At 59.4% G+C, this 13,311-nt stretch carries 13 protein-coding genes; 10 read left to right on the plus strand and 3 right to left on the minus strand.

The window, feature by feature from the left end; genetic code table 11:
• Positions 1 to 45: 45 nt before the first annotated feature.
• Positions 46 to 426 carry a hypothetical protein gene (locus NW858_RS12670; protein ID WP_414334008.1) on the minus strand — a complete coding sequence of 127 codons (381 nt, stop codon included), beginning with the start codon at positions 424 to 426 and terminating at the stop codon, positions 46 to 48.
• A 310-nt stretch (positions 427 to 736) separates the two neighbouring features.
• Between NW858_RS12670 and NW858_RS12675 the strand changes: the two genes are divergently transcribed.
• Together NW858_RS12675 and NW858_RS12680 are read left to right on the plus strand one after the other, a co-directional pair.
• Positions 737 to 1,183, plus strand: coding sequence for a Fur family transcriptional regulator (locus tag NW858_RS12675; RefSeq protein ID WP_414334007.1), 447 nt, complete (start codon positions 737 to 739; stop codon positions 1,181 to 1,183).
• A gap of 183 nt (positions 1,184 to 1,366) precedes the next feature.
• Positions 1,367 to 3,748: a M48 family metalloprotease gene (locus NW858_RS12680; protein ID WP_414426970.1), complete on the plus strand. Its 2,382-nt coding sequence runs from the start codon at positions 1,367 to 1,369 to the stop codon at positions 3,746 to 3,748.
• Positions 3,749 to 3,772: 24 nt separating this feature from the next.
• Here NW858_RS12680 and NW858_RS12685 read toward each other — a convergent pair whose 3' ends face one another.
• Positions 3,773 to 4,225, minus strand: coding sequence for a phosphomannose isomerase type II C-terminal cupin domain (locus NW858_RS12685; protein ID WP_414520633.1), 453 nt, complete (start codon positions 4,223 to 4,225; stop codon positions 3,773 to 3,775).
• Between the two features lie 365 nt (positions 4,226 to 4,590).
• On the opposite strand from NW858_RS12685, the gene NW858_RS12690 reads away from it, so the two are divergent.
• Positions 4,591 to 4,923 (plus strand): hypothetical protein, encoded by a 333-nt coding sequence (locus NW858_RS12690; RefSeq protein WP_414349148.1) that lies wholly within the window; start codon positions 4,591 to 4,593, stop codon positions 4,921 to 4,923.
• On the opposite strand, the gene NW858_RS12695 is transcribed toward NW858_RS12690, so the two are convergent.
• Positions 4,895 to 6,232 carry a protein kinase domain-containing protein gene (locus NW858_RS12695; protein ID WP_414349149.1) on the minus strand — a complete coding sequence of 446 codons (1,338 nt, stop codon included), beginning with the start codon at positions 6,230 to 6,232 and terminating at the stop codon, positions 4,895 to 4,897. The genes NW858_RS12690 and NW858_RS12695 overlap by 29 nt on opposite strands.
• A gap of 164 nt (positions 6,233 to 6,396) precedes the next feature.
• Between NW858_RS12695 and NW858_RS12700 the strand changes: the two genes are divergently transcribed.
• The 7 genes from NW858_RS12700 (at position 6,397) to NW858_RS12730 (ending at position 13,311) form a co-directional block, all read left to right on the plus strand.
• Positions 6,397 to 6,555 carry a hypothetical protein gene (locus NW858_RS12700; protein WP_414509601.1) on the plus strand — a complete coding sequence of 53 codons (159 nt, stop codon included), beginning with the start codon at positions 6,397 to 6,399 and terminating at the stop codon, positions 6,553 to 6,555.
• Between the two features lie 82 nt (positions 6,556 to 6,637).
• Positions 6,638 to 7,879 carry a hypothetical protein gene (locus NW858_RS12705; protein ID WP_414520634.1) on the plus strand — a complete coding sequence of 414 codons (1,242 nt, stop codon included), beginning with the start codon at positions 6,638 to 6,640 and terminating at the stop codon, positions 7,877 to 7,879.
• Positions 7,880 to 7,884: 5 nt separating this feature from the next.
• The gene (locus tag NW858_RS12710; RefSeq protein WP_414333993.1) at positions 7,885 to 8,364 is read left to right on the plus strand and encodes an NUDIX domain-containing protein; all 480 of its coding nucleotides are present in this window, start codon (positions 7,885 to 7,887) and stop codon (positions 8,362 to 8,364) included.
• 544 nt (positions 8,365 to 8,908) lie between these two features.
• The gene (locus tag NW858_RS12715) at positions 8,909 to 9,979 is read left to right on the plus strand and encodes a response regulator (protein ID WP_414333991.1); all 1,071 of its coding nucleotides are present in this window, start codon (positions 8,909 to 8,911) and stop codon (positions 9,977 to 9,979) included.
• A gap of 47 nt (positions 9,980 to 10,026) precedes the next feature.
• The gene (locus NW858_RS12720; RefSeq protein WP_414333990.1) at positions 10,027 to 10,392 is read left to right on the plus strand and encodes a response regulator; all 366 of its coding nucleotides are present in this window, start codon (positions 10,027 to 10,029) and stop codon (positions 10,390 to 10,392) included.
• A gap of 106 nt (positions 10,393 to 10,498) precedes the next feature.
• A complete protein-coding gene (locus NW858_RS12725; RefSeq protein WP_414333988.1) occupies positions 10,499 to 11,032 on the plus strand; it encodes a chemotaxis protein CheW in 534 nt (177 codons plus the stop codon).
• A gap of 41 nt (positions 11,033 to 11,073) precedes the next feature.
• Positions 11,074 to 13,311, plus strand: coding sequence for a methyl-accepting chemotaxis protein (locus NW858_RS12730; protein WP_414333986.1), 2,238 nt, complete (start codon positions 11,074 to 11,076; stop codon positions 13,309 to 13,311).

Genomic DNA, 13,311 nt, shown 5'->3' on the forward strand with positions numbered 1-13,311 from the left:
CAAAATGCCCTCTAAAAACGCCGACCCACCGCAGGAGCGGATCCCTCAGCTCGGCAACTCCCAGCCGCTTTCTTCTAGCGGCTCCACATCGATGGTGCCGGGGGGCGTTTGTCGATAAAAATGTCCATCGGCAACAAACAGCGGCTCGCCACAACTGGGGCAAAAGAAGCGGCTGCCCTCGATGGCCTGCGATTCTGACCCACACACCGGGCAGCGATCCGTGGCGATCCAGCGGCGCGCCCACCAGCGAAAGGCCAGCAGCACCAACACCGGCAGAGAGAGCAAGAACACCAACAGAGCCACCAACCCGGCGACCAGCCACCCCAGCCCGACACGGGTCAGCAAAACTGCCAAGGCCAGGGATCCCAGCCAGAAGCCCCAGCCGGTTAGAGAAATGGAATAGGTTTTGGGCTGCTCAAACCGCATCTTTGTTTTCCCTTCCCGTATTGACTACGTTGACCAACGCTGCCGGGATGCCGCGGGCCTTTTCCCGAGTATGTTAGCCCAGACTCACCCGCACACCAGAAAAATCCATCCCCTAGCCATGCTCTGTAGGCTAGCTCATCCCGAATGGATAGGGCATCCGGTTTCCCGCACCCACTCTCTAGCCCTCTCCCGACAGGTTTCCTGGTGTTGACAACCAAGGTCGTTAGCATCGCTGCAAATGCAGTTATTATCAATTACAGAACTTATTGACTGTTACGGCGACGTTGCCCAACAGCGGAGGGGCGGCATCATGGTCTACACGGAAGAAGCTTTCAAAGCAGAGCTGAATGCCAAAGGCTGGCGAGCCACTCGGCAGCGGGAAATCATCCTCCAGACCTTTCAAAACTTGCCTGAGGGGACTCACCTGAGCGCGGAGGATCTGCACAAAAAGCTGCGGGAAGAAGGCCACAACATCAGCCTTTCTACCATTTATCGTACCGTCAAGCTGATGGCTCGCATGGGCATTTTGCGCGAGCTGGAACTGACCGAAGGCCACAAGCATTACGAGATCAACCAGCCGGCCCCCCACCACCACCACCATTTGGTGTGCGTCAAGACCAACAAGGTGATCGAGTTCAAAAACAGCGCCATCCTCAACATCACCCAGAAAGTGGCCGAAAAGTACGGCTTTAAGGTGCTGGATTGCCAGCTCACCATCATCGGCATCAGCCCGGAGGGGCAGCGCTCGATTTTGTAGCCAAGCAATTCCCGAAGCTCAGGCTGGCTCTGGGCGCTCTCCCGGCAGTGGGGCTGTACTGGGTTTGTAGGGAGATGGGGATCCCCTTGGCAGGGAACATGCCAGAATAGCCGCTGTAAAGTCGCAAGCCATTGGCAGTTGCAGCAATAGCTGAGCTTACCCTACCCAATCCGGGAGATGGCTATGAACGAGCAGGAAGTGGCGCAGTGGCTAGAGCAAGCTTTGGCAAACCTGCGTCTGAGGATCCAGGTGAAGGCCCAGCCCCTCCAAGACAATGCCGAGGACTACGCCTTGGTGGTCATGATCAACCACCCTGCTCACGTTGCTCTCAACCATGAGAGGCTGACGGCCTGGTTCCAGAAGGCAATTCCCAGCCGCTATCCTCAAGTCAAGCGCTTGGCCCTCTACAGCCGCCCCATCGGCCAACAGCAGGCCAACTGGAAAACTCAGGTGAGGCTGGCTCCGGAAGCGGCGACGGGCAGGGGGGATCCCGCCGACAGTCCAGATCTCAGCCGCTACTGCTTTGTCCAAGACCGCCAGTTGCTCACTGCCGACCTGCCTCAACCCTCCAGCCTGCTGCGCCAGGCGATCCTGGGTTTTCACGGCCTCACGGCTGGGCAAAAAGAGGAAGTTCTGCCCTTGCTGCCCACCTTGTTCCGCAACCCCGGCGCCGTCTCGACGGTGACGTTGTCGGTGGAAGCATCCCTGTGGCTGGAACCTCTGAAAAGCCTCAATCCCCATGAGCTGCGCCTGTTGAGCGTTTGGCTGAGCCGCTATTGCTTCAATCCCAGCCGCACCTTGGCCGAATTGGATCCCGCCACCTCAGGTCTTAAAACCGGACAAACAAGGCGCAGCTACCGCGCCCCCCAAGTGGGGGTTTCGCTGATTCTGGCCAGCTTTGCCGGCAACCTGACAATGTCCGCCGGCGTAACCCTGAGCTTATTGTTTGGCATGGTGTTTGTGCTGGCCCTGGCCGTTTTCGGCACCTTGGAAGGGGGGTTCTCTTTTGGCTCTCTCCTTTTTGCTGTTTTGCTCACCCTGGCCTTCAACGCCCTGATTTTCTTTTTGTCCCCCTGGCTGATGGACTGGATCCAGCACAGCCTCTACGGCACCCAGTGGGTGAGCCTGGCAGAAATCGGGCGTCGCAGCCCCGAAAGCGCGGAGGTGATCGAACGGGTCTGCCGCCAGTACAAGCTGAAGCAGCCGAAGCTGGGTCTGATCCGCGACCAAAACCCCACTGCCTTTACCTATGGCAGCCTGCCGGATACGGCCCGCATCGTCGTCAGCGAGGGCCTGTTCACCTACTTGGAAGATGAGGAGGTGGCTACAGTTTATGCCCACGAGCTGGGGCATGTGATCCACTGGGATTTCGCGGTCATGACCCTGGCTTCCACGTTGGTGCAGATCCTCTACCTCCTCTACGTCTACCTGCGCGACACGCGCCGGGATCGCAGAGGGGGCAAAAACATAGGTTCCTTGGCGCTGGTCGCCTACTTTTTCTACGTGGCTGGCTCCTACTTGGTGCTGTATCTGTCGCGGGTGCGGGAGTACTTTGCCGATCACTTTGCCGCCGAAACCACCGGCAACCCCAACGCCCTCTCGCGGGCTCTGGTGAAAATAGCCTTTGGCATTGTGCAAGAAGGGGAGCGGGAACAGGATGAGGAAGCCCGACAGCGCAGTGCTCGCCTGCTGGAAGGGACGCGGGCCTTGGGGATCTACGATGCCAAGGCGGCGGTGATGGCGGGGACAGCTTACCGGGTGGCTGCGGATCCCAGCCAGGTGGGCAGGGTGTTTTTGTGGGATCTGTTTAACCCTTGGGCCTGGTGGATGGAGCTGAACTCCACCCATCCCCTCACCGGCAAGCGGGTGCGGGCGCTGGGCACCTATGCCGAACAACTGGATCTGCCGGTGGAGTTCGACATGGCCAGCGTGGTGGCCCAGGGCAAGCAGCTCAACCGCCAGCAGCTCTACGGCAATTTTCTTCTGGACGTGGTTTTGTTAAACGCCGAGTGGCTGGGGGCGATCTTGGGGATGGTGCTCGGGATCCCGGCTCTACGGGCAGGGTCTTACGGCATGTTTGCCGGCCTGGCCGTGGCGGGAGCCAGCTTGGGCCTACTGCTGAAGATGACGGTGATGTACCCCAGCTTGGAAAACCCGCCGGCGTTGACGGTGTTGAAGGCGATGAGCAACCCCTACGCCAGCCCCTTGCGCGGCTTGCCGATGCAGTTGCAGGGGCGGGTGATTGGGCGAGGGGATCCAGGCTATCGCTTTGGCGCCGATCTCAAGTTCCAGGATGAGACGGGGATGATTTTCTTGCGCTATGTTTCTCGGTTTGGGCCGCTGGGCAACTTCCTGTTTGGGGAGAGCCGGGCAGGCAGGCTGATCGGCCAAGAAGGAGCGGTGGTGGGATGGTTCCGGCGGGGGGTAGTTCCCTACCTAGATCTGTCCCGCTTCCAGAGCAGCTATGGCGAAGTGGTGACCAGCCATCCTCCTTTTGGGCAGGCGGTTCAGGTGGCGCTGGGCTTGATTGCTGCCTTGCTGCTGATGGTCTTTTTCCCGTTCTAGGCTATCTGGCCAAGGATGCCAAGCTCAGGCTTTTGCCGGTTGCCCACCGTTGGCGCGGGCGTAGTCGTCGCTGAAGCGGACGATGTCGTCTTCGCCCAGGTACTGGCCGTTTTGCACCTCGATGATCACCAGGGGGATGACGCCGGGATTTTCCAGGCGGTGCTTGGTGCAGGGGGGCACGTAGGTGGACTGGTTGGTGGTGATCAGCCGCTCTTCATCGCCGCAGGTAACTTTGGCGGTGCCGGCAACGACGATCCAGTGTTCGCTGCGGTGGTAGTGCATCTGTAAGCTGAGGCGATGCTTGGGCAGCACCACAATCCGCTTGATTTTGTAGCCAGGGCCCTCGTCCAGCACCGTAAAGCTGCCCCAGGGACGAGTTTCAGTATTGCTCTCGATCAGCTTGTTGAGGGTTTCGGCAGAAAGGAAAGGCGAGGGCTTTTCCAGGGAGGCCGGGTTGGCATTGGGGGTTTCCAGCATGGGATGCTCTCCTTAGGGCTTACCTTCAGCTTATCTCACGTAGCTTGGGGATAGGGTGTAAACTCCCGCCTGCCGGAGAGCAGGCGGCTGTGGGCGCTGCCACTGGGCCGCGTCTAAAAGGGTAGATTGGAAACCCAGAAGCCCCAAATTGACAATTTGTCGTCCACCCCCAACTCCTTCCCCCGCCCCCAAAGCCGGGAGAGGGATGCGATTTTTTGAATTGCGGAGGAAAACTTGCTATGTTCGGTCGAGCCTTGAAAAGCGGGAACCGAAGGTCACACCGATGGCCTTGGGTTTGCGGGCTGCTGCTGTTGTGTTGGCTGGGGCTATGCGGGCCGGCGTGGGCTGTGAGTTTGGGGGATCCCTTGCCGGAGTGGGCTAAGTCTATGCAGGTAGGGCGGCAGCGGCTACGGGGCGTGGAGCACTACCAAGGCCAAGAGCAGATCCGGGCCTACGGCAACCAGGCGGGGCGGGTGTTTTGGATTCAAATCGAAAGCAGTGCCGACCTGCCGCCGGATCCCCGGCAGTACCTGGGAGAGTACCAGGCGTTTCCAGCCGAGGTCATCCAGGTGGTGCCGCTGCGGGCGCGGCGGTTGCGCTTCCAGCAGGGAAATCGCAGCGCCGAATGGCAAGTTGTGGGCATGAGCGGCCACTTTGAAGCCGAGGCATTTAGCCACGATCTCGCCCGGCAGCCGTGATTTCCATCTCTTCCGGTTCTACAAGCACCGGCTGCCGCGAGGGTCGGGCGCATTCGGCCAGCAGTTGCCTGTATAGGGGCCGGATCTCATCCAAGAGGGCTTGGGCGGTGGGGTAACGGGCATCTGCATCGGGGGTAACCATGCGCTCCAAAATGGCCAGCAGGCGCGGATCCCCGAAGCCGAAGGGAATGGCTTCGGCCAGGGGTTCGCCGATCCGCGGCAACGTCCCCATAGACATTTCTACGGCCACCCGACCAAGGGCGAAAATATCGCTGTTGAAGCGGGGGCAGCCAGACAACTGTTCAGGAGGAGCATAATCGCCGGTTCCGATGAAGACGCCAGAGAAGGGATCTTGGCCAGGCGGGCCATCAATGTGCTGGATGGCACCGAAATCGATCACGGTGAAATGGGTGCGTTTGTCTCGTCGGGTTTGGATGATATTCGAGGGTTTGATATCGCCGTGGATGACGCCATGCTGGTGGACAAAGACGAGGATCTTGAGGAGTTCACAAAGGAAGTGGGCGGTCTGGGCCGGCGACCAGATCACCCCCCGGTTGGCATGCTGCCGCAGCGAGGATCCCCGGACAAAATCTTGCACCGTGTAGAACTGCCCGTCTTCTTCAAAGTGGGCCAACAGCTTGGGAATGTAGGGATGATGGCCCAGCTTCTCGAGGATTTGCGCTTCCCGCTCAAAGGCTGCCCTGGCAATTTCCGCTATCTTCTCGTGCTCTTCTGTTCGGTCTTTGTCTTCTTTATCGTCCATGCGTCGCAGGCGCTTGACCACGCAGAGCGGGTTGCCAGGACGATGGGTATCGCGGGCCAGGTAGGTTTGGCTGAAGCCGCCGATGCCGATCAAGCGTTCCATTTGGTAGCGCCCCTTGCCAACCTGGTTGGGTTGCTTGGCAGTGCCAGCTCGCCGGGCTGCGCCCAGAGCAATTTGAGAGCGAATGCGGGCCAGCACCACCTCAGGAAGGAAAGGTTTGGTGAGGTAGTCATCTGCCCCTAGGTCAAAGGCGGCCACCATGGCCGCTGCATCGTTGTAGCTGGAGAGGATCAGCACCGGCAACTCCAAGCGGGAACGAGCCGAGCGGATCCTCTGCAACAGCTCCAGCCCATTCAGCCCCGGCAGCACCAACTCCATCAGCACCAGATCTGGCGATTGATGAATGATGGCTTCCAAAGCCTTGATGTTGTTTTGCGCTGCAAAGACGCTGTATCCAGCTTGCTCAAGGCTGCGTTTCAACTGCTGGCTAACCGCGGGATCCCTGTCCACCAGCAGAATTTTGCCAAGCTGTTTTGCAGAGGTCATCACAAGCGCCCGCGCAGCTCTGAGCTGAGTATATCCAATAACGGCGGGGATACGGGAATGCTGCGATTGCCAGGCCGTAGGGGATCCCCGACTGCCGTCCTTGCTAGGATTGGGGGGTGGTTGGTGTTGTGGCTATGGAGATAAATGAGGTCTGGAAGACCTTTTTGAGCAATCCTGTTCCTTTTTGTGGTGGCTTCCTGAGCGGCCTGCTGCGTTTGGATGTCAGGCAAGATCCCCTGCGCAGTTGGCTGGAGTCGCAGGGCTTGAGGGTGGAGAATTCGCCCGCCCCCACCCAAGGCCCCCAGTCCATTTCCATCGAATAGAGGTACCAGGGATCCCTTGCGGAGGGTTTTCTCTGGGGTCTGGGAGGCGTCCCCGTTTGGTAGGGTGAGCTGAGGTAAGCCAATGTCCCCTGGACAGTCCGAACTCAGGAGATGGCGACGGCCGGGATCCCTTCGAGGCTGCGGCTACCTCGGCGGGATTGTCTTCCTGCTAACGGGGCTGGTTGCCCTACAGGCAGCAGATCCGGCCTTGGCTCAGTCGGATCCCGCTTCTTCTCCAAGCGCCGAGCTGGATCCCCAAGCTTGGCTGCAGCGCTTCAACACTGCTCTAAAGCAATTGCCGCCGCTGCCCAACTTGCAGTACCGCCAGCAGGTGCGGGTGGAGGGATCCCAAACCTTCACAGCCACCCTGGATGTGCTCCGCCGCCGTGACGGCAGTTGGCAGGCGTGGGTAGCTGAAGGGGATCGCATTCGCCTGTTGGATTCGCGGCAACTGGAGGTGGTGAACCAATCGGACCTGCTCAAGCTGTATTCGGTGTACGTGAGCTGGCCCGAAGCGCTCCTGCCCTCGGTGAGTTTTGAGCTAGAGGCTGATCCCAGCCGCTACCGCGTCGTCTCCTCAGAACGAGCGGATCTGGCGGGATCCCCTGTCCAGCACTTGCGCCTGGAGCCCTTGCAGGAGGGCCAGTTGCGGGAGCTGTGGCTGGAGCCGGAGTCAGGGCTGCCGCGGCAGGTGCTCTTGTTTTTGTCAGGGGTGTGGGGGCAGGCTTATGTCCTCATGGGGTTTACGGCAGTGCCTGCTCCCCAGGGAGGCGCCCGTTACTGGCTGCCGGAGAGCAGCCGCATCAATGTGGGCTATGGATTTTGGACGCTGGAGGGCCTGACCCGCCGCGTGTTCAGGGGATCCCTTGCCATCCGGCACGACTACCAGGACTATCGCCTTCTGCCAGAGGGGGTGCAGTTGCGCTTTTTGCCCTCACAGCCGCCGCTGGATGCACCGCCGGTGGTGGCCGGTCTGCCGGAGAGCAGTCCCCAACTGGAGCTGGGAGAGGTGCGGCCCTTAGGAGTGGACGAGCGGGGGAACCAGCAATTTAGCATTGGCCTGGGCAGACGCACCGCCGCAGAGACCCCCTTGGAAGACCGCATCGCCGCCTTTAACCTCACCCGACCGGCCAGCCGCAATGCCCTCACCCAGATCGATACCTTGGCCTTCTTGCCATTAGGCGACAGCCAGTTGCCGATCTATCTCTTTCAATTCGACACCGGTCGCCCTCTCTCGCCCCTGCAAGGGGTGGAGCGCCCGCGGGTGGATCCCAACGGGGTTTTTGATCCCAAGCCACCTGCCATCAAACTCTTTGGAGACTAGCTCCCATGCTGACCGATGCTGCCTACGGCGTGATCCCGGTGCTGCCCCTCCCGCCCGCCCAGGGATCCCACCTCTACCTGCTCATCCAGCACCAGAAAGGGCATTGGGCCTTCCCCAAAGGGCACAAAGATGAGGGCGAAAGCGACCTGGCCGCAGCCCAGCGGGAGTTGCGCGAGGAAACCGGCCTGACCGACTACCAGCTTCTGACCCTGCCCGGCCAGCCCGACCCCCTGACGCTGCAGGAGGCCTACACCTTCACAGATCCAGAGGGGAACGCGGTGGCCAAGACCGTTACCTACTACGTGGCCCTGCTGCCGCCCCAGTTTCCTCCCCCTCAGCTGCAGGTACAGCCGGAGGAGGTGGCCGCCTACCGCTGGTGCTCCTACCCCGAAGCCTTGGAGCAGATCAGCTTTGAAGAAAGTCGGCAACTGCTGCGCCGCTGCCAAGCCTATCTGGAGCCGCTTTGGAAATTGGAGAGCATCTAAGTTCCGTATGTTTACGGGAGAGATTTATTCGGATTACTTCTATATTGTCTTGCGTCTTGCAGGCTTTCCGTGGACAGTTTCCGCGGAAGAAAACCGCCAGACGATCTGAAGGTTAATTCTCATTTGTGACGATTGACTGGTGATCCCCAGTCATCGATAATCTACTCTGTAAAACCTACTCTAAGTTTCGTGCAGCCTTGTCCCGTTCTGCTGGGCTTAGTTCAAAAGCGGTTGTCTGGGTCAGAGCTGTGCGTGAACTTGAATTGTATTCTTGAAAACATTCTTGCGCCGACTTGTGAGTGGAGCATAGAGTTTCACCGATATTGTCAATCTCAGCGCAGAAAATTGCCCAAGCATGTCCTCTCCGCCGATGAATTGCCCCAACGTCTGTACGCAAGTCTCTGACCATTTGCTGAAGGTGGAGGCTGGTTTCACAGGGGTTGTTCGGTATTGCAGTGCTCTGGACAGAAGCGAGGAGCTGGACACTTGGTCATTGGTGTTCCACCAAGGTCGTCTGGGATTTGCACACCACAGCTTCGAGCCTTTGGAGCGACTGGACCGCCACCTGCGTCGGCTCAGCCATCAAGTTTTTTCTCTGACCCGCCAAAATTGCCTGCGTATCCATAGGCAGGTGGAAGCGCTGCTGGCTCAGGAGACGGGACCTCTGCCCGCAGACCTTCTGGGGCTGAGTTGGATGGTGACGGAACAACTGCTGCCTTGGGAAGCTGCGCGTCGGCTGAACACCTGGATCAGCGAGGAGGTGCTGCAAAATCTGTTGCTGGTTCCAACCAGCTTTCGGCAGGAGATCATCCCGTTGGACACGGTGCCCACCCTGGGTCAGTGGGAGGTGGGATCCCTGCTCGATCTGACCCAAAAGCGGCTACAGGCTTGGCAATCTTTGGGGCCTGAGATCACCTCCCCCTACCAACGGCCCTACTTTGCCAGCCGGGCTCAGGCAGAACGCCTTCCCGCCGAGCAACAGGAACGTCTGGGCCGGTTGCTGAAGGGGTTTAGCTTCCGCCAGTTGAGCGCTCTTCTCGATCAAGACGACCTGCGGATCGCTCGCCGCCTACATCCTTTGATCCAAGCCGGCATCCTTGTCCTACGGGATCCCCAGCCCCCCTTTGATCGGCTGCCCAAAACCTACGCGGCCAGGCTTGAGACAGAATTGCAGCCCTCAGAAACCCCCACCGTGCCTCTCCAACTGGCCAACGGGCTTGCGGATCTGGGCCCATCCCCCCCAGTCTCGAAAACCTGGGTTGTGGCTTGTATTGACGACAGTGAAGCCATGCTCAGCGAGCTGCAGCGGTTGCTGGAAGGGCACCACTTGGTCATCCACACCATCAGCGACTCTTTGAAAGCCTTGATGAAGCTGACCACTCTCAAGCCGGATCTCATCCTGCTGGACGTGGGCATGCCCAACGTGGACGGTTACCAATTGTGCAGCCTTATCCGCAAGTCCTCTGTACTCAAAGATGTGCCGGTGGTGATGGTTACGGGCCACAAAGGCCTGATCGATCGGGTTAAGGCGCGCTTGGCCGGTGCTACCGATTACCTGACCAAGCCCTTTCGGCAGGAAGAATTGCTGCAGATGGTGTTTCGCTATCTTACCTAGGGGCACCTTAAGCTTACGGTGGTTGAAAAACAAAGGAGTTGTCGATCATGGTGAAAGTTTTGGTGGTGGAAGATGTGGCCTCGGAGCGCCAGCTCATCAGCGATTACCTGCGGGCAGAAGGCTATCAAGTGGTGGCAGTGGCCAGCGCCCAAGAGGCATTGCAGCAGATCCGCAGCGACAAACCCGATGTGGTGCTGACGGACTTGGTCATGGAAGGCATGAGCGGGCTGGAGTTGTGCCGCCAAATCAAGAAAAACCCGGAGACCCAAAAGTTGCCCGTTGTGGCCTGCACTTCTAAAAATCAAGAGCTGGACAAACTCTGGGGCATGAAGCAAGGGATCGACCTTTATCTGACCAAGCCTTTTAGCCGCGAGGACATTGTGCGGGCCGTGAAGTCGGTGGTGCTGAGTTGAGTCTCGGGATTTTTTGCAGCGAATCTCCCTTGCTGAGTCCAAGTTGCGGTCGTGGTTCTGGGGTGCAGTCTGGTTGGGCCTTAGACGTTGCAGAGCGAGAGCAAAGATGCTGGCGACCTCTTTTTCTTCCCAAAGCTCTACTGCCGTCCGCACCGGAGAATTGTACTTACATCTCCAGTTGGGGGTGGACTGTCGGGCCCTTTTGCCCATGACAGTTGCCCAGGAAGTGCTAATTGTTGCCCCACAGCACTTTACTCTTCTCCCCAACCAGCCCGCATGGGTGCTGGGCTTGTTCAACTATCGCAACCGCATCCTCTGGGGCGTGGATCTGGGACAGTTTCTTGGCCTGGAGCCTTTGGACGTTGGGCAGCCCGAATACCATCTGGTGGTGATGCGCCCAGAATGTGGGGGGCTGGGCCTGGCTGTGCAACAAGTGAGGGGGGTGGCTCGAGTGGTCAGCCAGCAGATCCAGCCTCTAGCAGAAGCTCAACCCGTCCAAGATAGGTTCCGGCTGGATAGTCTCTGCGACTGTTGCAGTGGTTTGGTCTGGGAAAAGGAAAAGGAAGAGACTCTCTGGGTACTCAGCCCCCTTGCCATTCTCCAAAGGCTCAACTCGGCCTATTCCCAAGCCAATCCTTGATCCCTCTCAACCGTTTTCTCCTAGCTATAGGTAAAACTCTTATGGTCTCCTTCCGTCCCCTCTTCCTCAAGTTGGCCCCCTCTTCTCGACCCCAGGGTAAAGTCGCCGGATCCCGTCTGGCTCTGGCGATCAGTCTCCCGCTGGGCATCAGCTCCCTGTTGTTTGCCGTTTCTGCCGGCAGCGTAGCCCGCACCTACTTCGATTTCGAGCCTTCCATCTCGCGGCAGTTCACCCTGCAAAACCTGAGCGATCAGGTGATCTATTTGGATGAAGTCTTGACCATGTCTGCCCGCATGGCTGCTGCCAGCGGGGATCTGTCCTGGGAAGAGCGCTACAACCGCTATGTACCTCAGTTGGATAAGGTGCTGGCGGAGATTCAGCGATTGGATCCCGCTTCTTACGAGGCCTACGCAGCCAAAACGACAGAAGCCAACATCAAACTGGTGGAGTGGGAGGTGCAGGCTTTTGACTTGATTCGAGCCGGCGAGCAAGAACGCGCCTTTGACCTGCTGCACAGCCCCGAGTACGAAGAGCAAAAGCGCATCTACGCCGAAGGGATCAACCAAACCCTGGAGGCCATTCGCGGCAACATTCAGAGCAGCGTCCGGCTCTACGAGCGGGATCTGTTGGGGGCTTTGATCCTTTCGGCTACCAGCTTCCCGATCCTGCTGGTTAGCTGGGGGATCATCTTGATCCTGGTGCGCAACTTTGTGCGGGAACGCAACGCCACCTACGAGCGACAAGTCTCCGATACCCGGCTGGCCCAACGGTTTGCCGATATTGCCCGGATTCGCCAAGAGCAAGAGCTGATCGATCCCCTGAGCGAGCTGTTGGGCGAGATGCGTCAGCGCTTTGGTGCCCAACGAGTGGCCTTCTATCGCCTGACCGCTCCCGAAGAGGCGCAGGTTATTGCTGAATCCCGCGACAGCAGCCTGCCTGACACCTTGGGCACCTTCCTCCGCCGGATCCCGGCTCCGCTCCAGCAGGCTCTCCACAGTGGGCAAGTTTACGCTTTTGGCCCGGTGCCTGGGGTAGACCTGGGCGCCGACCACCTGCAGATGTTGGGCACAATCCAATTAAAAGCCGAGATGGTGGCGCCGGTGGTACGTGGCGATGAGCTTTACGGTTTTTTGGCCGTAGGCCGCGCCCAAAGCCAGAGCTGGTCTGACGAAGACCAGAAAAACCTGGCCGAGCTGGCCAACCGCCTGAGTCAAGCTTTGGGTAACCTGGGGGCGCTGGAGCAAAAGGCCGTGGCCGCCCAAGAACGAGAGCGGTCGGAAGCGCTGCAAAGAGAGCTGCTGCAGCTTATTGGCGAGGTTACAGAGGCCTCGCGGGGAGACCTCACCGTGCGGGCGCAGCTAACCGCCGGACAGGTTGGCATCATGGCAGACTTTTTCAACGTCATCATCGAGAGCTTGCGCGACATCGTGATTCAAGTGCAGCAGGCTGCCGGGCAAGTCAACCAATCGATTGGCCGGGACGAGGCAGCCATTCGCGAGCTGGCCGAGGCGGCTCTCCGGCAGGCCATCCAAATTGAAGAGACCTTGCGCTCTGTGGAACAGATGACGCTCTCGATCCAGGAGGTGGCCGATAAGGCCCAGCAGGCTGCCACAGTAGCTGAGTCTGCTGCCACTACGGCTACCGACAGCAGCTTGACCATGGATCGCACGGTACAGAACATCCTGCAACTGCGGGAGACGGTGGCCGAAACGGCCAAGAAAGTGAAACGGCTGGGGGAATCTTCCCAGCAGATCTCCAAGGTGGTGTCCTTGATTAACCAGATTGCCCTGAAAACCAACCTGTTGGCCGTAAACGCCAGCATTGAGGCGGCCCGCGCCGGGGAAGAAGGGCGGGGTTTTGCGGTGGTTGCCGAAGAGGTGGGGGCTCTGGCCGCCCAGTCGGCGGAGGCCACCCGCGAGATCGAGCGCATCGTGGAAGGGATCCAACGGGAGACCAGCGAAGTGGTGCAGGCGATGGAAACCAGCACCGGCCAGGTGGTGGAAGGCACCCGCCTGGTGGAAACAGCCAAGCAGAGCCTAGGGCAAATTGTGGAAGTCTCGCGGCAGGTGAACCAACTGTTCCAGGCCATCGCCCGCTCCACCGAGGCCCAGGTCGACACCTCCCAAACGGTGCGGCAGTTGATGCAGCAGATCGCCAACATTGCCGCCCAAACGGCGTCAGCTTCGCAACAGGTGGCCAACTCTCTCCAAGCTACGGTGGCGGTTGCCCGTCAGCTACAGGCTTCGGTGTCCACCTTCAAGGTGGGGGAGGCAGTCTAG

Origin of the sequence: Synechococcus sp. H55.10 (assembly GCF_047502715.1) — a bacterium.
In the GTDB taxonomy this organism is placed as follows: Bacteria; Cyanobacteriota; Cyanobacteriia; order Thermostichales; family Thermostichaceae; genus Thermostichus.